The sequence below is a fragment of the Sanguibacter hominis ATCC BAA-789 genome (genome assembly GCF_012396185.1).
Classification (GTDB): Bacteria; Actinomycetota; Actinomycetes; order Actinomycetales; family Cellulomonadaceae; genus Flavimobilis; species Flavimobilis hominis.
The window spans coordinates 304,195-324,902 of the sequence record NZ_JAAXOW010000002.1 but is presented as its reverse complement, the minus strand read 5'-3'; the positions used below and the strand labels follow the sequence as shown (position 1 = coordinate 324,902).

Annotated in this window: 10 protein-coding genes and 2 pseudogenes; 5 read left to right on the top strand and 7 right to left on the bottom strand. The window is 69.3% G+C overall.

The genetic code is table 11. The features are described 5' to 3' along the window. Positions 1 to 43 precede the first annotated feature (43 nt). From HF995_RS08015 to HF995_RS08005, 3 genes are read right to left on the bottom strand one after another with little or no spacing between them, the layout of a single operon-like run. Positions 44 to 1,228, bottom strand: coding sequence for an alkaline phosphatase family protein (locus HF995_RS08015; RefSeq protein WP_168447284.1), 1,185 nt, complete (start codon positions 1,226 to 1,228; stop codon positions 44 to 46). Then, entirely contained in the window at positions 1,225 to 1,821 is a 597-nt protein-coding gene (locus tag HF995_RS08010) for a DUF5998 family protein (RefSeq protein ID WP_168447283.1), read from the bottom strand. The genes HF995_RS08015 and HF995_RS08010 overlap by 4 nt, the downstream gene beginning before the upstream one ends. 38 nt (positions 1,822 to 1,859) lie before the next feature. Beyond that, positions 1,860 to 4,655: a GNAT family N-acetyltransferase gene (locus HF995_RS08005; RefSeq protein ID WP_168447282.1), complete on the bottom strand. Its 2,796-nt coding sequence runs from the start codon at positions 4,653 to 4,655 to the stop codon at positions 1,860 to 1,862. 117 nt (positions 4,656 to 4,772) lie between these two features. On the opposite strand from HF995_RS08005, the gene HF995_RS08000 reads away from it, so the two are divergent. Then, a complete protein-coding gene (locus HF995_RS08000; protein ID WP_168447281.1) occupies positions 4,773 to 7,235 on the top strand; it encodes a DNA gyrase/topoisomerase IV subunit A in 2,463 nt (820 codons plus the stop codon). A gap of 282 nt (positions 7,236 to 7,517) precedes the next feature. Beyond that, entirely contained in the window at positions 7,518 to 11,066 is a 3,549-nt protein-coding gene (metH, locus tag HF995_RS07995) for a methionine synthase (protein ID WP_168447280.1), read from the top strand. 31 nt (positions 11,067 to 11,097) lie between these two features. On the opposite strand, the gene HF995_RS07990 is transcribed toward metH, so the two are convergent. Beyond that, positions 11,098 to 12,159: an EcsC family protein gene (locus tag HF995_RS07990; protein ID WP_168447279.1), complete on the bottom strand. Its 1,062-nt coding sequence runs from the start codon at positions 12,157 to 12,159 to the stop codon at positions 11,098 to 11,100. A gap of 306 nt (positions 12,160 to 12,465) precedes the next feature. Here HF995_RS07990 and HF995_RS07985 point away from each other — a divergent pair. The 3 genes and pseudogenes from HF995_RS07985 to HF995_RS07970 all read left to right on the top strand — a co-directional run. After that, a pseudogene (locus tag HF995_RS07985) lies at positions 12,466 to 12,819 on the top strand (transposase); the annotation flags it as partial. Positions 12,820 to 12,825: 6 nt separating this feature from the next. Further along, a pseudogene (locus HF995_RS13875) lies at positions 12,826 to 13,581 on the top strand (IS3 family transposase); the annotation flags it as partial. Between the two features lie 418 nt (positions 13,582 to 13,999). After that, positions 14,000 to 15,844, top strand: a complete 1,845-nt coding sequence (locus tag HF995_RS07970) for a DUF262 domain-containing protein (protein ID WP_168447277.1) — start codon at positions 14,000 to 14,002, stop codon at positions 15,842 to 15,844. Between the two features lie 1,919 nt (positions 15,845 to 17,763). Here HF995_RS07970 and HF995_RS07960 read toward each other — a convergent pair. The 3 genes from HF995_RS07960 to HF995_RS07950 form a co-directional block, all read right to left on the bottom strand. Continuing rightward, a complete protein-coding gene (locus HF995_RS07960; protein WP_491044408.1) occupies positions 17,764 to 18,249 on the bottom strand; it encodes an abortive infection family protein in 486 nt (161 codons plus the stop codon). A 387-nt stretch (positions 18,250 to 18,636) separates the two neighbouring features. Then, positions 18,637 to 18,819 carry a hypothetical protein gene (locus tag HF995_RS07955; RefSeq protein WP_168447274.1) on the bottom strand — a complete coding sequence of 61 codons (183 nt, stop codon included), beginning with the start codon at positions 18,817 to 18,819 and terminating at the stop codon, positions 18,637 to 18,639. Positions 18,820 to 19,129: 310 nt separating this feature from the next. Continuing rightward, positions 19,130 to 20,701 (bottom strand): methyl-accepting chemotaxis protein, encoded by a 1,572-nt coding sequence (locus HF995_RS07950; RefSeq protein WP_168447273.1) that lies wholly within the window; start codon positions 20,699 to 20,701, stop codon positions 19,130 to 19,132. Positions 20,702 to 20,708: the final 7 nt, after the last annotated feature.

The following is a 20,708-nucleotide window of genomic DNA, read 5'->3' as shown; positions in this document are numbered from 1 at the left end:
GGGGCGGCAGCCGTCGCGCCTCAGCGCGGCGAGCCCGACCGCCTCAGGCGGTCGCGACGAGCAGCGGGACCTTCATCTCGTCGGGTGTGAGCGACCCGTGCACGCCGATGAGCGCGATGGACGCGGGCGTCTGGCTCGCGCTGTCCACGACGACCGAGTTCTTCGCCATGATCACGACGAGGTCGCCGACGTCCGGGAGCGTCCGCTCGTGCACGGGACCAAACAGTCCTGCGGCGACGGCGTCGTCCCGCAGCGCGACGACGGCGTGCGACCCGAGCACGGCCTGCCACCGGGACTGGACCTCGACCGGGTCGACGCCCGGCTCGACGTAGAGGTGCGTCGCGCGGGGCTCGCCCGCGACGACGGCGACGCCGCGAGCGAGCTCTGGCTCGTCGGCGACGTCCCAGCGGGACCCGCCCGTGACGTCGACCATGCCGTGGTCGGCGGTGACGAGGACGAGCGTGCCGCGCGGGACGGACCGCACGAGGCGCCCGATCTCGAGGTCGACCTCGGCGAGCGCGTCGCCCCACTCGCCGGACTTCCAGCCGTGGTGGTGGCCAGCCTTGTCGACCTCGCCGACGTACAGGTAGGTCAGCCCGGGCGCGCGCAGGGACTCGACTGCCTGGTCGACGCGCGCGGAGAGCGTGGGCCCTGCGGCGTAGCGGGCGCCGCGCAGGGCGGCGCGCGTCATGCCGGACGTCTCGAAGCGGGCGAGGCCGACGGCGGTCGCGCGGGCGCCTGCCGCGACGGCCGCCTCGAGGATGGTCGGCTCCTGCTGCACCTGCTCGGGCTCGGGGAGGTTGGTCCACGAGAGCATGTTGGCGAGCTGGCCGGTCGCGGAGCTGCGGATCGAGTAGCCGAGCAGGCCGGTGCGGCCGGGGCTCGTCCCGGTGCCGAGCACGCCGAGCGCGGCGGCCGTCGTCGACGGGAAGGGCGCGGAGAGCGTGCGTGCGCTGGGGAGCAGGTCGCGCAGGGTGCGGGCGTGCCCGCGCCGCTCGGTGAGGAGCCGCATGCCGAGACCGTCGACGAGGACGACGCACACGCGCTTCGCGGCCGGCAGGCCGAGGGCCTTCATCGAGCCGGTCGACGTCTCGCCGTCGACGGTCGTGACGGGGATGCCGAGGGAGCCTGCAGCGCCGAGCATGACGGCCCCGAGCCCGGCGGTCCCGTAGGCGGGGCGGCGCAGGCCACGGCGGTCGAGGTCGGCCTGGAGGGCCGCGACCGTCATGCGCGGCTGCCCGTCGCCGCGGAGAGCTGCCCCGCGAAGGCGAGGGCCGCGCGCACGGCCTCCTCGCCCTCGGCTTGTGCGCTCACGCGCACGATCATGTCGTCCGGCGTCATGGTGCCGGTGAGGCCGTGGTCGGCGTCGCAGTTCGGGTCGGGGCACGTCGCAGGCTCGAGGTCGATCCGGTTGACCGCTCCCCACCCGATCGCGATCGTCACCTCGTACGGCAGCGTCCCGGGAACGTGCTGCGCGGGCGCGGCGACGAACTGCGTGACGGCGACGGAGCGGACGGCGCCGAGCGGCAGCACCTCGGTCGTCGCGGCTGCGGACGCGACGGGGTGGTGCTCGTCGGCGGGCTCATCGTCGACGTGCGCGGACACGAGCCGTGTCGGCGTCAGGACGAGCGCGGTGACGTGGCGGCGCACCTCAGCCGTCGCGAAGGTGGTCTCGGCGTGCACGAGGTGCGCGACGACCTCCTCACCTGCGAGCGCGCCGTCGAGCACGTCCATGACGAGCTCGGGGTAGTAGCCGGCGCGGTGCAGCTCGGAGCGCAGGACGTCACGGCGGTCGGAGTGGGCGTGGGTGGAAGCAGACACCCGTCCATCTTCCCATCCCCTACGGGGTGGCTCGTGGATCACCCGGGCATCGCGCGTCTGGACTCGTCAGGACGCTGCCCGTGGGCGAGCACCGCGCGGGCGGCCAGGACGTGCGCGCCGTGCGGGGAGACGACGACGGGGTACAGCTCGAGGGAGCGCAGCTCGGGGACGTCGTCGGCGAGCCGGGCGACGCGGGCGAGGACGTCCTCGATCGCGGGGACGTCCATGGGGCCGATGCCGCGATACCCGAACAGGCGTGGGGCGGCGCGCAGGGAGCGGACCATGTCGGCGACGTCGCGGTCGGTCAGTGGCGGGATGCCGTAGGAGACGTCCGCGAGGAGGTCGGTCGCGTCGCCCGCGAGGCCGAACGAGACCACAGGGCCGAAGAGGGGGTCCTCGGTCGAGCGGACGACGCACGCGACCCCGCCGGTGACCATCGTCTGCACGTCCAGGGGGGCGGCCGCGCCGAGGAGGCGCTCGGTCTCGGCGGCCATCGCGGCGTAGGCGGTGCGCAGCTCGGCCGGGTCGGTGATGCCGAGGCGGACGCCGCCGAGGTCGGCTCGGTGCCGCAGCGCTTCGGCGGTGCTCTTGAGCGCGACGGGCCAGCCGAGCGCGTCGGCTGCGGCGACGGCCTCGTCGGCCGACCCGACGGTGCGCACGGGCACGACGGTCAGGCCGTAGCAGGCGAGCAGCTCGTCGACACGGTCGGGGGCGAGCGGGAGGTCGACGTCCGGTGTGGCGTCTGCGAGCCACGTGTCGACGAGGGTCTGCGCACGGTCCGTGTCGGCGTCGGGCTGGGCGAACGTGCCGAACCCGTCGCGCCGCCACGCCGCGTACCGGGTGACGGCGCCGAGGGCGCGCACGGCGTCCTCCGGGGTCGCGTACGCGGGGACGTGGACGGTCGTGCCGTCGGGGGCGGTCGCGGCGAGCTCGTCGACGAGGCCGTGGCGGCCCAGGACGCTCGCGACGGTCGTGCGGCCCGTGCGGGCCGCCGCGTGCGCCGCTGCGCGCGCGAGCGGCCGGTCGGCGCCGCCGAGCACCGGGATGTCGACGACGACGACGGCGTCGCAGTCGGCGTCGAACACCTCGTCGACGACGCGCGCGGCGTGGGCCGCGTCGTCGCCCTCCGCCACGACGCCCGTGCGGGGCAGGACGGCGAGGCCGTTCGCGGCGGCCGCCTCGGCGACGAGGGCCGCGAGCGCGGCCGAGGACGCGACGACGCCGACACGCCTGCCTGCGGGCAGGGGCTGGGTGTCGAGGAGCTGGGCGACGTCCATCATCTCGTGCGTGTTCTCGGCGCGGATGACGCCGGACTGGCGGAGCATCTCGTCGAGCGTGCGCCGCGGCGCGAGGGTGGGGCGGACCGCGTGGCCGGGCGGCACGACCTGTCCCGAGCGTCCGGCGGTCACGACGACCACGGGCTTGCGGGTGGCGAGGCGCCGGGCGATGCGGGAGAACTTGCGCGGGTTGCCGATCGACTCGAGGTAGAGGCACGCGACGTGCGTGTCGTCGTCCTCGTGCCAGTACTGCATGAGGTCGTTGCCGGAGACGTCGGCGCGGTTGCCGGCGGACAGGAAGCTCGACAGGCCGAGGCCGCGGCGGGCGATCGTCGCGAGGAGCGTGACGGCGGTGGGTGCGGACTGGCAGAACACGCCGATGCGTCCGGGCGGGGGCGGGACGGTCGCGAGGGTCGCGTTGATCGTCCCGTCGGCGTTGGCGCGCAGCAGGCCGTACGAGCCTGGTCCGACGACGCGCATGCCGGCCGTGCGGGCGGCGCGCAGCAGGGCGCGCTGCCGCTCGAGACCGTCGGGCCCGACCTCGGCGAAGCCCTCCGAGAAGAGCAGCAGGGCGTGCGTGCGCAGGCGCGCAAGACCAGGGACGGCTGCGACGGCCTCCGCGGGGGGCGCGGCGAGCACGGCGAGGGGCCCGCGCCCGTCGTCGGGCGCGTCGCCCTCGCGGGCGTCCGCGAGCGCGGCGAGAGTCTCGTGATAGCTCACCTCGTCCGTCGACCAGAGCCGTGCGGCAGGCGGCAGGCCGACGACGTCGATGCGCGGCCGCTGCGGCCCGTCGGCCTCGGTCGCGCGCTCGGTGAGGGCGCGCGAGGCGACGAGCGCCTCGATCGCCCGCTCGATCATCTGCGCGTCCGCCGACCCGGGCTGCGTCGTCGGCGACGCGACGACCACGACCGACGCGACGTCGAACAGCGTCTGGATGCTGCGCGCCTCCGCGCGCCGCTCCCGCTCCGCCATCACGGACCGCGAGCGCTCGGTCGGGTCGAGGTCGATCGTCACCATGTACACCTCGTCCTCGAGGCGCTGGGTCAGGTCGTAGCCCGCCTCGCGGAACACGGCGAGCATGCGGGTGTTCTGCGGGAGGACCTCGGCGGAGAAGTGGCGGATGCCGCGCTCGCGGGCAGCCGCGGCGATGTGCTCGAGGAGCACCGAGCCCAGGCCGCGCCCTTGGACGTTGTCGGCGATGTTGAACGCGACCTCCGCGCTGCCGGGACCCGTGCGGTCGTAGCGTGCGACGCCGATGATCCGCTCCCCCGTGTCCTCGCCGCCCAGCGGGGCGGCGACCGCCACGAGCGCGGCGCGGTCGACGTGGTCGACGTGCGTGAACCGCGCGAGGTCCTTCTCGGGGAGCCGCGGCAGGGGCGCAAAGAAGCGGAAGTAGATCGACCGCTCCGACTGGGCGACGTGGAACGCCTGCAGCGCGTCCGCATCCTCGGGCCGGATGGGACGCACGTGCGTCGTCGAGCCGTCCCGCAGGATGACGTCGGCCTCCCAGGCGAGCGGGTAGGCGCTCGCGGGCAGGTTGTGCGCGTCGTCGGTCACAGTCCCAGGCTAGGGGCTCCGGCGGCGTTCCGGCGTGGCTGTGCCGGAGCATCGGTGTGCGGCGGCGACAATGGACCCGATCCCCTGTCCCGCGAGATACCCGGAGCGCATCGCCCCATGGCACGCAAGACCGCGACCCCCGACGCCGCCGACGACTTCACCGAGAAGATCGTCGACATCGACGTCACGGCGGAGATGGAGGGCTCGTTCCTCGAGTACGCCTACTCCGTCATCTACGCGCGCGCCCTGCCGGACGCCCGTGACGGTCTCAAGCCTGTGCAGCGGCGCATCCTCTTCCAGATGGCTGACATGGGGCTGCGCCCTGAGCGGCCGTACGTGAAGTCGGCGCGCGTCGTCGGCGAGGTGATGGGAAAGCTGCACCCGCACGGCGACTCGGCCATCTATGACGCGCTCGTGCGTCTGACGCAGGACTTCACGCTGCGCCTGCCGCTCGTGGACGGGCACGGCAACTTCGGGTCGCTCGACGACGGCCCCGCGGCCGCCCGGTACACGGAGGCGCGTCTCGCGAGCGCCGCGATGGCGATGACGACGGACCTCGGTGAAGACGTCGTCGACTTCGTGCCGAACTACGACAACAAGCTGCAGCAGCCTGAGGTTCTGCCGGCGTCGATCCCGAACCTGCTCGTCAACGGGTCGTCGGGCATCGCGGTCGGCATGGCGACGAACATGGCGCCGCACAACCTCGTCGAGGTCATCACGGCGGCGCGGCACCTGATCAAGCACCCGGACGCGGACCTCGAGGAGCTCATGCGCTTCGTGCCGGGGCCGGACCTCCCGGGGGGCGGCAAGATCGTCGGCCTCGACGGGATCCGCGACGCGTACCGCACGGGTCGCGGCTCGTTCAAGACCCGCGCGACCGCGCGCGTGGAGAATGTGACGCCGCGCCGCAAGGGCATCGTCGTGACCGAGCTGCCGTACCTCGTGGGGCCCGAGAAGGTCATCGAGAAGATCAAGGAGGGCGTGCAGTCCAAGAAGCTCTCCGGTATCACCTCGGTGCTGGACCTGACGGACCGCACGCACGGCCTGCGCCTCGTCATCGAGGTGAAGAACGGGTTCAACCCGGAGGCGGTGCTCGAGCAGCTGTACAAGTTCACGCCGATGGAGGACTCGTTCGGCATCAACAACGTCGCGCTCGTCGACGGTCAGCCGCGCACGCTCGGGCTGCGCGAGCTGCTGCGCGTGTGGGTGGACCACCGGGTCGACGTCGTGCGGCGCCGCTGCACGTACCGGCTGGCGCGGCGCCAGGAGCGCCTGCACCTCGTGGACGGGTTGCTCATCGCGATCCTCGACATCGACGAGGTCATCCAGGTGATCCGCTCCTCCGACGACTCGGAGGTGGCGCGTGCGCGGCTGCGCACGGTGTTCGACCTGTCGGAGCCGCAGGCGGAGTACATCCTCGAGCTGCGGCTGCGTCGTCTGACGAAGTTCTCGCGCGTCGAGCTCGAGACGGAGCAGGCGGCGCTGCGCGCGGAGATCGACGAGCTCGAGGAGATCCTCGCGAGCGAGACGCGCCTGCTGAACGTCGTCTCCGACGAGATGGCGGCGGTCGCGAAGGCGTACGGGACGCCGCGCCGCACGGTCCTGCTCGAGTCCGCAGGCGGGACGGCGCTCACGGGTGCGAAGGGTGCGCCGTCGTCGGCTGTGCCGCTCGAGGTCGAGGACTCGCCGTGCTGGGTGCTGCTCTCGGGGACGGACCTGCTCGCGCGGACGGCGACGGGTGACGAGCCGGTGCGTGACGACGACCGGCGCGCGCACGACGCGCTGTCCGCCGCGGTCGCGTGCACGGCGCGCGGTCAGGTCGGCGCCGTGACGAACCTCGGCCGGGTCGTGCGGGTCGACGTGCTCGACCTGCCGACGCTCCCCCCGACCGACGGCGCGCCGTCACTGTCAGGTGGTGTGCCCGTCTCCGAGATCGTCGACCTCGGCCCTGGTGAGCGTGTGCTCACGCTCGTGTCGCTCGACTCGTTCGCGCCGACGATCGTGGTCGGCACGCGCGACGGCGTGGTCAAGCGCATCGCGCGTGACGACGCGCCGAACCGCGACTCGTGGGAGGTCATCACGCTCAAGGACGGCGACGAGGTCATCGGTGCGGGCGCCTGCACGGACGACGACGACCTCGTGTTCGTCTCGACCGACGCGTCCCTCCTGCACTTCTCCGCGTCCCTCGTGCGCCCGCAGGGCCGCGCGGCCGGCGGCATGGCCGGCATCCGGCTCGACGACGGAGCCCAGGTGCGGTTCTTCGGCGTCGTGCCCGCGGGACTCGCCCCGACGACCGCCGTCGTCACCGTGTCCGGGTCGTCCTCCGCGCTGCCCGGGACCGAGGCCGGCGCCGCGAAGGTCACGCCCTACACCGCGTACCCGTCGAAGGGCCGCGCGACCGGAGGCGTGCGCTCGCACCGCTTCCTCAAGGGCGAGGACGCGCTCATCATGGCGTGGGTCGGGCCGCAGCCGCCGCACGCCGTCGGCTCCGGCGGTCAGGCGCTCGAGCTGCCGCCGGTCGACGAGCGCCGTGACGGGTCCGGCACGCCGCTAGCGGCCCCGCTCCACGCGATCGGCTGAGCGCCAGGCTAGGACTCGACCCCGGGTCCCGGGTCCTCCGGGTCCCCGACCTTCCGGATACCGGGTCCTCCGGGTCCGGTTCCCTCCCGACCCTCCCGGTCCCCGACCCTCCGGGCCGAGAATGCGCGCTATCTGTCGCTCTGGGCGACAGATCGTGCGCTTTCTTGGGAGCCAGGGCGCCGGGACCAAGGGGACGGACGGTGCGCGGGCGTTCGTGCGACGTCCGGCGTCGTCCCGTGGACACCCCGTCTCAAGTCCGCGACGCGGTCCTAGACTCGCCGCATGCTGACCGCGCGCGCCCAGTCCTTGAAGAATGCCCTCGAGACCCGGGTCGTCGTGGCCGACGGCGCGATGGGGACGATGCTCCAGGCGGCCGACCTGACGCTCGCGGACTTCCTCGACCTCGAGGGCTGCAACGAGATCCTCAACGTGACGCGGCCCGACGTCGTGGAGTCGGTGCACGACGCGTACTTCGCGGTCGGCGTGGACTGCGTCGAGACGAACACGTTCGGCGCGAACTGGTCGAACCTGTCGGACTACGACATCGACGACCGCATCACTGAGCTCGCGGAGGCGGGCGCGGTGATCGCGCGGCGTAGCGCGGAGAAGCACACGGCTGCGGACGGGCGGGAGCGCTGGGTGCTCGGCTCGATGGGCCCGGGTACCAAGCTGCCGAGCCTCGGCCACACGACGTACGCGCACCTCAAGGACACGTTCTCGCTGCAGGCAGAGGGCCTCGTCCGGGGCGGTGCGGACGCGCTGCTCATCGAGACGGCGCAGGACCTGCTGCAGGCGAAGGCCGCGATCAACGGCGCGAAGGCCGCGATGGAGCGGCTCGGGACGCACGTCCTGATCTTCGCGCAGGTGACCGTCGAGACGACGGGCACGATGCTCATGGGCTCCGAGATCGGTGCGGCGGTCACGACGTTGCGCGTGCTCGGCGTCGACGCGATCGGCCTGAACTGTGCGACGGGGCCGGCGGAGATGAGCGAGCACCTGCGCCACCTGTCGAAGCACTCCCCCGTGCCGGTGACGTGCATGCCGAACGCGGGCCTGCCGGTGCTCGGCAAGAACGGCGCGGAGTACCCGCTCTCCCCGGCGGAGCTCGCGGCGGCGCACAAGCAGTTCGTCGGCGAGTTCGGCCTGTCCCTGGTGGGCGGGTGTTGCGGTACGACGCCGGAGCACCTGCGCGCCGTCGTCGACGCCGTGGGCGGGGCGCCCGTCGTCGTGCGGGACCCGAAGCCCGAGCAGGGTGTGGCGAGCCTGTATTCGCACGTGGACTTCGACCAGGACGCGAGCTTCCTCGCGATCGGTGAGCGCACGAACGCGAACGGCTCGAAGGCGTTCCGTGAGGCGATGCTCGCGGGCGAGTGGGACGAGTGCGTGCGCATCGCGCGCGACCAGACGCGCGACGGCGCGCACCTGCTCGACGTGTGCGTCGACTATGTGGGCCGCGACGGTTCGGCGGACGCGCGGGAGGTCGTGTCGCGGCTCGCGTCGGCGTCGACGCTGCCGCTCGTGCTGGACTCCACCGAGCCCGAGGTGCTGCGGGCGGGGCTCGAGCTCGTGGGTGGGCGCGCCGTCGTGAACTCGGTGAACTTCGAGGACGGCGACGGCCCGACGTCGCGCTATGGGCGGATCATGCCGCTCGTCAAGGAGCACGGCGCGGCGGTGATCGCGCTGACGATCGACGAGGAGGGGCAGGCGCGCACGGCGGACCACAAGGTGGCGATCGCGAGCCGGCTCATCGACGACCTGGTCGGCACGTGGGGCATGGCGGTCGAGGACATCATCGTCGACACGCTCACGTTCCCGATCGCGACGGGTCAGGAGGAGACGCGCCGGGACGCGATCGAGACGATCGAGGCGATCCGCGCGCTTAAGGCGAAGTACCCGGGCGTGCACACGACGCTCGGCGTCTCGAACGTGTCCTTCGGCCTCAACCCGGCCGCGCGGACGGTGCTCAACTCGGTGTTCCTCCACGAGGCTGTCGAGGCGGGACTGGACTCGGCGATCGTGCACGCGGCGAAGATCCTCCCGCTCGCGAAGATCCCGACGGAGCAGCGCGAGGCCGCGCTCGACCTGGTGTGGGACCGGCGGCGGTACGACGACGAGGGGAACCTCGTGCACGACCCGCTCGCGCACCTGCTCGACCTGTTCTCCGGCGTCGACGCGGCGTCGATGAAGGACCAGCGTGCCGCCGAGCTCGCGGCACTGCCGCTCGGTGAGCGCCTCGCGCGTCGCATCGTCGACGGCGAGCTCAAGGGCCTGTCCGACGACCTGGATGCGGCGCTCGCGGAGGGGCTGAAGGCGCTCGACATCGTCAACGACCACCTGCTCGAGGGCATGAAGGTCGTCGGCGAGCTGTTCGGCAAGGGTGAGATGCAGCTGCCGTTCGTGCTGCAGTCCGCGGAGACGATGAAGACGGCGGTCGCGTACCTCGAGCCGCACATGGAGAAGGTCGTGGACGCGTCGGGGGCGTCGGCGAGCAAGGGCACGATCGTGCTGGCGACGGTGCGCGGGGACGTGCACGACATCGGCAAGAACCTCGTCGACATCATCTTGACGAACAACGGCTACACGGTGATCAACATCGGCATCAAGCAGTCGATCTCCGCGATGATCGACGCCGCCGAGGAGCACGGCGCCGACGTGATCGGGATGTCCGGGCTGCTCGTGAAGTCGACGCTCGTGATGAAGGAAAACCTCCTAGAGCTCAACGCACGCGGGCTCGCCTCGAAGTACCCGGCGATCCTGGGTGGTGCGGCGCTCACGCGCACGTACGTGGAGGACGACCTCGCGGACCTCTACGAGGGCGAGGTGCGGTACGCGAAGGACGCGTTCGAGGGGCTGCGGCTCATGGAGCCGCTCGTCCGTATCGCGCGGGGCGAGGCGCGTGACGCCGTCGGGCTGCCGCCGCTGAAGAAGCGTCGCCACGCGGTGGTGACGCCGACGTTCACGGACGACGCCGACCTGCCGGCTCGCTCGGACGTCGCGCTGGACAACCCGGTGCCGACGCCGCCGTTCTGGGGCACGCGCGTCGTCAAGGGCGTGCGCCTCGCGGACTATGCGGCGTTCCTGGACGAGCGGGCGACGTTCATGGGTCAGTGGGGTCTCAAGCCGTCGCGGGCCGACGACGCACTCTCCTACGCCGAGCTTGTCGAGACGGAGGGGCGGCCGCGCCTGCGGGCGTGGCTGGACCGGATCGTCGCGGAGGAGATGTTCGAGCCGACGGTGCTGTACGGCTACTTCCCCGCCTACTCGGAGGGCAACGACGTCGTGGTGCTGCACCACGACGGGCCCGACGGCGGGTCTGGCGGCGAGCCGGGCACGGAGCGGATGCGGTTCACGTTCCCGCGGCAGCGCCGCGACCGGCACCTGTGCCTCGCGGATTTTGTGCGGCCCCGGTCTTCGGGTGAGGTGGACGTGCTGGGCGTGCAGCTCGTGACGATCGGCGCGCGCGTGAACGACTTCACGGCGGCCCTGTTCGCGGAGAACAAGTACCGCGAGTATGTCGAGCTGCACGGGCTGTCGGTGCAGCTGACGGAGTCGCTGGCGGAGTTCTGGCACTCGCGGATGCGTGAGGAGCTCGGGTTCGGTGCGGAGGACCCAGCTTCTTTGGAGGGCATGTTCAAGGTGGAGTACCGGGGGGCACGGTACTCACTCGGGTATCCGGCATGCCCCGACATGGAGGACCGGCGGAAGGTCGTCGAGTTGCTGCGGGCTGAGCGGGCCGGGGTGGTGCTGTCAGACGAGCTGCAGCTGCACCCGGAGCAGTCGACGGATGCGTTTGTGTTCCATCACCCGGAGGCTAAGTACTTCTCGGTGTAGAGCGCTTCGACACGGATCTATGAGCACCGGATCAGTCGCGCTCCTCGCCCGTGGGCCTGGTGTTGCCCGACGTCAGGGACGGCACCCCGAGATCTACGTGGACGCCTGGCATTGCAGCCGCGGACCGCATCCATGCGGGGTATGGCAACCCGTATCTCTCGCAGAGCGTGCGCGTCTGGCAGTATTTCTGCGCGTCGGACGCGACCTTCCCGAGAACTGCAGCGTTGACTCCGGCCCCGATGGCAATTCCAATGAACGGAAGAACCTTGCCGACGTTCTGTACCGGTACGCGGGTGCCTGATGGCCCGAGCTTCTGCAGGAGCTTTTCGACCTGTGCGATGAGACGGTGATCCTCACGGAGCTTGGCTGACCACCGGACGCGACCCTTGATAGCTTGCGCAGCCTGTGCAGTCTCACGAAGCGGCTCCGCCTTCAATGCCTGGGCCATGAAGCTCTGACGCACCAGATCCTGTACGAAGTCCGCCTCTGCCGGGTCCTTCGCGTCGAAGCCGTATGCGTATGCAACGCGCGAGGCGATCGAGACGCTGAGGACCTGGACGACGAGCACATCAACGGTCAGCGAAAGCGGTATCCCTGCGACAGGCACGAGTGCAAGAGCTCCCATAGCGCCGCCCTCGAGCGCCCCCATGGTCCGCCAGGTAAGCGTGTTGTGAGACAGCAGGCGGTCGCAGGTCTTCAGGTCTTGATGGCGGAGTTCTTTGAAGTCCGCGATATCGAGCCCCTGCTTCTGCGCAATTCTCTTGATGTTGGCCGGGTCCTGCAGTTGTGCCGCCCAATCGTTGACGAGCTCAAGCAGGCTGACTGCAGCGGCGATCGCCGGACGAGCGGCGCGATCCACTACGGCTTCGCTGGCGTTCTGCACGGGTATACGCACGACGTCCGGGACAGCCGCACCAGCGCGTGACGCGACTTCCCGCGCAGCTGAGCCAGAACGCTCGAGAGCCGAACTCGCCCATGCAGGGATCTCCCGCCGACGTGCACGGCCTTCCCAGTGCTCGTTCAACTTCTGCCAGACCTGCGCGTCGTACTCAGTCAGCACCGGAGCATCGCCACTGTGAGCCTCGTCGATCATCTCTGAACCTCAGACTCCCCCACGTAGCGACGCGCTAGAAGATTCTTGTCCATAGAAATCATCTCCACCACGCCGGCCGCAGACTCCATTGCACGGCAACAATATCGTCGCATGCTTGGGATCCTGTCAGCTGCGCGAGCGAAGCTCAGCGACGGCCCGATCCGAGGGCGGCCCGTCACTCGCTCAGATCCCCATCCCGTCGGCGTACGCGCCGAGGTCTGCGGCCGAGACGACGGGATGAGTCGGGTAGATCAGATCGGCGTACCCCATGCCAACACGTACCGCGTCAAAGTGCCTGATCGCCGAGAAGTTGAAGCGACCTGGGGCATCTACCAGCGCATCATCGCCGCCTACCGCGAACCCAACAAGCATGCGGCCAAGACCATGATGGGGGCCGTGATCGCCTCCATCACCACCGCAGTTCCCGACACCCTCGTCGAGATCCGCAAGCCCGGCCGCACGATGAAGCAACGCGCCACCGACATCCTCGCGTTCTTCGACCGGCCCGGCACCAGCAACGGTCCGACCGAGGCGATCAACGGCCGACTCGAACACCTACGCGGCTCAGCCCTCGGCTTCCGCAACCTCACCAACTACATCGCCCGCAGCCTGCTCGAAGCCGGCGGCTTCAGACCCCGACTACACCCTCAAATGCGATGAGCCGCGAATGCGTTGTTCGATACCCACCGTGACGACCCGGAGTTCGGCCACCGTCTCCTGGCCGACGAAGCCCGCACGGCCGGGCAGCCGATGGCTGATCGCACCGCTTTCCGTATCACCTCGGCCACCGGCTGGTGGTCCTCGTTCGGCAAGGAGCGAGGCAAGAACGGCCGCTGCCCGGGCCCGCCGGCCCACGACGACCTGTGCGCTCAGGTCGACGAGCACGGTCGCACTCGGCATGTCTCTGCCGCGGAGCGCCCGGACGAGCTCTGATTGACCGACATCACCGAGCACAAGACTGCCGAGGGCAAGCTCTACATGTGTGCGATCAAGGACGCGTTCTCCGGACGGATCGTCGGGCATGCGATCGACTCTCGGATGAAGTCTCGGCTGGTCGTGCGTGCGATCGAGAACGCGGTAACGATGCGAGGGAACGTGGCCGGATGCGTCATGCACTCCGACCGGGGAAGTCAGTTCCGCAGCCGCAAGGTGCTGCGCCTCCTGGCCCGCTACGGCCTCGTCGGATCCATGGGGCAGGTCGGGGCGGCCGGCGACAACGCGGCGATGGAATCGTTCTTCGCGTTGCTGCAGAGGAACGTCCTTGATCGCCGTCGTTGGGCGACGCGGGCCGAGCTGCGGATCGCGATCGTCACCTGGATCGAAAGGACCTATAACCGCTGGCGGCGGCAGGTCCGTCTGGGGCGGTTGACCCCGGTGGAGTTCGAGACACTCATGCCCCCTCAGGTCGCACTCGCCGCCTGAGACGAACTGTCACCTATCCGTGCAGCAGCCCCAACTACACCCTGCATTGGGATGAGCCGCGAATCCCCGATCGGGACCCCGCTCGGGCTGGCTCTCGCGAGGCAACTGAACCGCGGGTCTTGTAGAGGCTCTCGGCCAGGGAGGATGGGAGTCATGGCAGCCCCCTTGGAAAGACCCCCGACGAGCCTTGGGAACGCGCAATCCGGCGCTGTCAACGCGTCGAGCAGCGGAGCGGCACTCTGCACGCCCAGGTCGTCCTCACCGCACCGGTGACGTTGCGTGCCGCGTGTCAGAGGCCCGTGATACTCAAGGTGCGGAGCGCCACGGCCGATCACGAATATGGCAGGAGTTCCGCTACATGCAACCCGACCGGCGTCGGGATGCCGGGTCTCACCGCTTACGCCAAAGGAGTAGAAAAGTGAAGGCCGATACGGTCCAGCTCGTGCACATCTTCGGTACTGACAGGCGCCACGTTGTCCCAATCTTCCAACGCCCCTATGTCTGGGAGGAAGGACGCAACTGGGCGCCGCTGTGGGACGACGTGCGTTCCGCAGCTGAGGAGGTCGAGGCCGAACAGGCAGGCGTCGTCACCGACGTCAACAAGGTGAGCAGGACACACTTCCTTGGGGCCCTTGTCCTCGAGCGGATGCCGGTCAGCCCGGGCCGGATCGTTGCGATGAGTGTAATCGACGGCCAGCAGCGACTGACAACTCTCCAGGTACTAATCGCGGCGTGCAGGGGTGCTGCCAAGGCGAACGGAGCCACGAACGCCGAAGCACTCCTCAACATGCTCCTCAACAACACCGAGCAGCTCATCCACCCTGAGCACCCGTATGAGCGGTACAAGGTCTGGCCGTCCCGTCCGGATCGTGATGCATTTCGGGACGCGTTTGTCCCGAAAATGCCGCCACGCTCCGGGGGCGAGCACGGGTTGGTCGAAGCGCGCAGGTTCTTTGACGGCGAGGTCCAGGACTGGCTCAGCGAGGTCAGCGCGGTTGGGCAGCGCCTGGACGCGCTGGTGATCGCGATCAGGGAAAGGCTTGGACTGGTAGAGATTCAGCTCGAGGAGCAAGACGACGCCCAGATCATCTTCGAGACTCTCAATGATCGCGGAACCCGGTTGCAGGCCGCGGACCTGGTCAAGAACACGCTATTTCGGCTCGCCGAGATGGAAGGGAGCGACGTCGACGCGCTCTACGAGAAGTACTGGCGACCGTTCGAAGTCCAGCGATGGCGCGAGGAAGTGACGACGGGCCGCATCCGACGGGCGCGCCTGGACCTGCTGCTCTCCTACTGGCTCTCGATCAATACGGGCTCCGAGGTGCCCGTCGAGCGGCTGTTTACCGACTTCCGCATATGGCTGCGCAAGACCAGTCTGTCGGCGGCTGACATCCTCGCCGATCTCGCACATCACGGGCGAGCCATGCAGTCCATGGAGAATCTCCAGCCGACACATCCGACTGGGCGTCTACTGCAGGTCCTAGATCTGTTGACGACCAGTACTCCCATCCCTGTCCTCCTGCACCTCTACGCTCGCGCCGGTGTCGCCGACGCGCAGCGCGAGCGGGCGGCTACCGCGGTCGAATCGTTCATCATCCGCAGAATGGTCTGCGGCCTGACTACCAAGGACTACAACCGGCTCTTCCTGACGCTGCTCCAGAACCTGCGAGTGGCGGAGGATAGCAACGTGGGCGACCGCCTCGTCGAGCTTCTGACGGACCAGACGGCAGCGTCGCGCTACTGGCCCGACGACGCTGAGTTCCTGCAGGCGCTAATGCGGGATTCGATCTACCGGACGCTTCGAGGGCCGCGACTCAGGGTGGTTCTCGGTGGCGTGGAGACAGAGCTACGGCGTGAGAAGTCAGAAGCGCATTTTGTCCCAGCGCAGGTAGCGAAGTTGAGCATCGAGCACCTCATTCCGCAGAAGTGGTCACAGTACTACCCGTTGCCGACAGACCGGCCCATTGAGGACGCCGAGCTCCGACGGCAGCGGGCGATCCACAGTCTGGGCAACCTCACTCTGACGACCACAAAACTGAACTCTGCGATCAGCAACGGCTCTTGGCCGACCAAGCGCCGTGAGCTCACGAAGCACGCGGTCCTCCTCGTGACCGCAGGTAGCGTTCTCCAAGCACCGGACGGGCTTCAGGGGGATCTCGCACGGACCTGGGGAGACACGTGGGACGAGGACCGCATCGCCCTGCGCACCGCATATCTTGCTAAGACCGCATGCGACGCTTGGAGGGGGCCAGGGGAGGTCTGAACCTCAATGCCGCGATACCTGCCCTTAAGGACCCCGACCGAGGGGTCGGCGGACTTTGCCGCGCGACGCACTTGCGGTGTCCTGCCGTGGAGCTCCCAGGATGTAACCACTTGGCGGGCCACGCGCGGACCGCAGACGAGCAACCGCTCTCCGACACGGAGTGGTCAAGCACAGCCCTGCTCACGCAGCACCGCGCAGACCGACACGACCGCAAGGACCTGGGCTCGCAGGGAGTCGATGAATCCCATGATCATCGGTTGTGGGGGTCGAGCTACCCGACGACGAAAGGCCGTCGCGGCCTTCGAGATCACGTTGTCTTCTTCCAGTAGGCGACCCCGGGCCTTGAGCGTCTTAATCTCCGCAGGTCTTCGCTGGTCACCCCGGGACGGGCGTCCGCATCGACCTCAGCCTCGGCGCGACCCTGGCGTTGGGTGGTGAGGGGTCGAGCCCCAGGACGGGGAGTTCTCACACCGCCCACTAGGACAACCACGAAATGGAAGACGCTACCTTCGGCCCTCCTGAGCCGACGACGTTCTGAGGCCCAGACGGACTGGACCTCGTCGCCGGCGGGCAGCGGTTGGAGCCCGGCCGGGCTCGCTGGCTTGCCGCGTGGTTGATGCCGACGAGTTCGGCCATTGGTGCGACGCTCAGAGCGCGCCGCGCGGCACAGTGGTGCGCCGAGTCACGCACGAGCCGTTCGGTGGGCGCCCGACTGTCCTGAAGGCTGGGGGTCGGCGATACCGGTGCGTCCGTTGCTCGCACGCGTGGCGCAGGACGCCGTTGCGGCGGCGGCCCGTGGGTGAAGCTGTCGCGAACGGCGGTGCGCCGTGACCTGACCGCGCTCGTTGCGCCCAGACCGGCTAGACGTTGGAGGCATCGTTCACGTCACTGTTCGTTGTACCAGGCGTGCCCGGCCTTTCCAGGACTGTAGGTCGGATCAAGCTCGACCGCCTCGGAGTCCGAAACAAACCGCCCTCCGTCCTCATTCTCACAGTAGTTATCATTGTGAGCATCGCGATCAAATGATGTCGTGTCGAAACACCGCCACGTAGTGAGGTCCAGCTCGGGATCCGCATCAATCTTCCGACCCCACCTAGGATCCGGCACCTGCCGCTCCGGGAACGCCAGGGCATCGGTCTTTGTTCCCCAATCTCCATTTTCCCTAATCCCGTTGCACCGCTGCCAGACCCGGACGCGTGCAGTCGTTTCTCGGCCATATGCTCCATCGACTTTGGCGCCAACCGTCTCCTGGATCTCTTCGACACTTCGCGTTGTTAGGTTGCGACCTGGCTTTCGGACATCCGGCAACGACGTGTCACAGCGCGGTTCGGGTTGAGCCCTCGCGATCTTGCTCGTCTCGACTGCCCCACGAGCGTCACCTTCGAAATCATGCGACGCATTGCATCCAGCCAGCGCACTAACGAGCAGAGTTCCGATGATGAATAGCGCAGCCATTGGGGCGCGTGCGCCGCCCAATACGGATCGAGTCATCAATGCCACCACCGTCCTATCACCACGGGTTGCTTTAGTTCACCAGTCCCGGGCCTTGATGGCCGCAGATCGAGACTAGCGTTCGAACTCTGAAGGTTGAGCCGACGGCCACGCAGTTACCCTGCGAGCCAAGGGCGACTAGCCCGTCCGCCCCCCCAGCCTCACCCCGCGTAGACGGATCGGTGAGGCATTGAGCTGCCCGGCCCTCGACCCGGGAAGGGCCTTTTCGCGCACGTACCCTTGGTCCCGATCGAAGATCGAGCCGGGTGTTCGATCGGTGCCGGCGAGGCGAGTAGAGACCGACACTCGCTTTGAGGGTGACTCCTGACAAGCCCTTCACACCAGCATGCTCGTGCGTCCAGCCCCCTCGAGGTGCGCTCGGCAGGGGCAACAGCCGGGGCGCCAGGCTCGCGCTTGCTGTTCGAGCTTCAGGTCCTGCCGTGCTCGGCGTCAAGCCGCCGAAGCATGTACTCCGCAACACTGCATGCCTCCCGCACCACGAGAAGCGCGAGGTCCTCGGTGACGCCCGTCGGCAGTGTGCGCCCGTGGCCGGTTCCTTGCAGGTTCCGCAAGTCGCTGACGTTCTTGGCGATGGTCCACGAGGACTGATGAATCGCGCGGATCGCCTCAAAGCCGGGCACGGACTTGTCAACACGCTCAGGCAGCACCCCGAGCCGCTCGCGGGCTACGTGCCACAGGGCGTCAAAGCTCATCGACGACGGCACGGGCATCCCGTTCTCCTCCAGGACGTACTTCGCCACGGACTCAAGCAGATCTTTCGCGGTTCCAATCAGCAGTGCAGGATCTGCCGTGCTGGCTCGCAGCCTCGTGAGGCTCTCATCGATGGCTTCTCGCCCTCCCGAGTCGAGATCGGCACCGGCCAAGGCGCGCAACTGACCATCATCAGTCAACATCCACCCGGCGCGCCCAAGCGCGACACGCAGCCGCTGCTCGTCGTGAGACTACTCGCTCGGGGGCAGGCCTTAGAGGTTCGCATGGCGGAAAGCAGATAGCGGCCCGTCTACGAGTTTGCGCCCGCCACCCTGTTGCTCCGCACGCCGGAATGCCTGCAGAACACGCTGCTCCTTGCTTGTGCCTTGCTGCGGGGCCGGTACACATACCCGTCGTCCAGGCCGGCGGCAATGAGCGACCTGGACACAGCGGAGTGCGAGGGTCCTTCGCCCGCATGAAAGAAGGCGGCAATAGCCGCCGCGATGTCGTTGCTCACCGGCGCGCTGCTCATCTAGACACCCTAGCGGTGCACTCCGACGCGCTCAGTCGCTTGTGGCTATGAGTGATAGTCACGGCAACCCCGCCCGGTCGAACGCCTCGATCATCGTCGTTCGGCGCCGGTACCGCTCATGCAGCTCGGCGATCGCGCCATCCACCAGCGCGAGCGCCTCATCGCTCCCTGCCTCGCGCGCGACCCGGCGCAGCCGGCCCAGGTCCGCGGCTGCCGGGCGGTACCTGCGCTGGTTCGTCACGACCTACGACTCCTCAACGACGCGCACCTGCACCCCGAGCGCCGCGACGACGTCGACCGCCTGATACGCCTGCGTCAGCGACACCACACGCCGTCGTTCCCGAGGTGCCGACGGTGCGCCGTCCGCCACGCGAGCCGCGCGAGCTTTCGCTGGTACGACTCAAGCAGCACCCTCCAGCGTGCCGACGCCCCCAGCCGTCTGGTAGTCCGCGCCGTGCTCGTTCGCCGCGGGGTACCGTCACAGGTCGCCGCCGGATGTCCGGATCAGTGGCAGGACGGCGTCGGCGAGCGGCACACTGCCCGTGCGAGGCCTACCCCACCCGCGTATCCACCACGGCCCGCACAGCCCCCACCTGGTGGGCGACAACCTCGCTGATGGTCTCCTGCGACTCGTTGATCCGGCCGACGGTGGCGCTGATGTCGGCGAGTGCCATCGTGATGCCGGTGACTTCGGTGTTGATGGCGGCGACCTTGCCCTCGACCTCCGCCGTCGCGCGGGCGGTCTGGGCGGCGAGCTCCTTGACCTCGTTCGCGACCACGGCGAAGCCCTTGCCGGCGTCGCCGGCACGCGCGGCCTCGATGGTGGCGTTGAGCGCGAGGAGGTTGGTCTGGGCGGCGATCTCCTGAATGGTGCGCACCACCTGACCGATCTCCTGGCTGGCGTGCGCGAGCGCCTCGACGCGCTCGTTCGTCGCATCCGACAGTGTGCGGCCCTCAGCGACGACGGCGGTAGCGTCGGCGACGTTCGACTCGACCGAGCGGATCGAGTCGAAGAGGTCTTGCGCGATCGCGTTGACACGCATCGACGCCTGGAACCGCTCGAGACTCTGCCCGATCATGAACGCCGTGTTCCGCAGTGCCGACTGCCGGTTCTCCGACAGCTCGATCGTGCGCGTCACGAAGAAGTCGAGCGTGCCGACGATCTCCCCACCCACCTCGACCGGCAGGCAGACGCCGGACTTCACGCCCGACCGTCGCGCAGCAGGCGCGCGCACGCAGTCGGTGACCTCGCCGAGGTCCGGCACGATGAGCATGTCGCCGCGCGCCCACGTGCGGCCCGCCACGCCCACCCCCTTGACGAACGACGCCGTCCGCGTCACCTCCCGGAACTCCGGGCTGACCGTCCCCGACTCCTGCGCGAACACGAGCGCGTCGCGCTCGCCGTCGATCGTCCAGTAGGAGCCGTAGTCCCAGCCGAACGCCGTGCGGATCGTCTCGAGCGCCGTGCCGAGCGCCTCCTCGATGCTCGTCGCCTTCGCGACCGCATGCACGACAGTCGTCAGCGCCGTGACGTCACGGTCGTGCTCGACTGCGATCTCCCGCTCCGCCGCCCGGTCGCACTGCCCCGACACGAGCATCCCCGCAGCGCGCATGATCGACTGCCGCGACTCCGACGGCGTCCCCACCCCGCTGTTGAGGAACTGCAGCACCGCCACCACCTTGCCGCGGCTGCGCACCGGCAGCGCTACACCGCTCAGCAGGCCCGAGCTCTCGATCCGCGACACGTCCACACCCGGGCCAGCCGTGCGCAGGTCGTGCAGGACGACCATGTCGTCACGCTGCCAGCACGTCCCCGCCAGCCCTTCGCCCGGGCCCAGAGCCAAGCCCTGCGCGTACTCGCGGAACTCGCGAGGAGCAGTGCCGTCGTCGTGCACCAGACGCAGCCGCTGCGACTCCGCATCCAGCTTCCACACCATCGCGTACGTCCACCCGAACGCCCGACGGATCGCCACGAGCGCCTCCGTCATCACATCCCCCGCGCACGTCGCATCACTCGCGACCGCGAGGACACGGCTCAGCGCGCTCGCATCAGCAACACTCTCCGCACGCTCGCTCTCGAGCTGGGCACGCAGTGCGGCCGAACCGCGGGTGGTGGTGAGCATGAGGAGT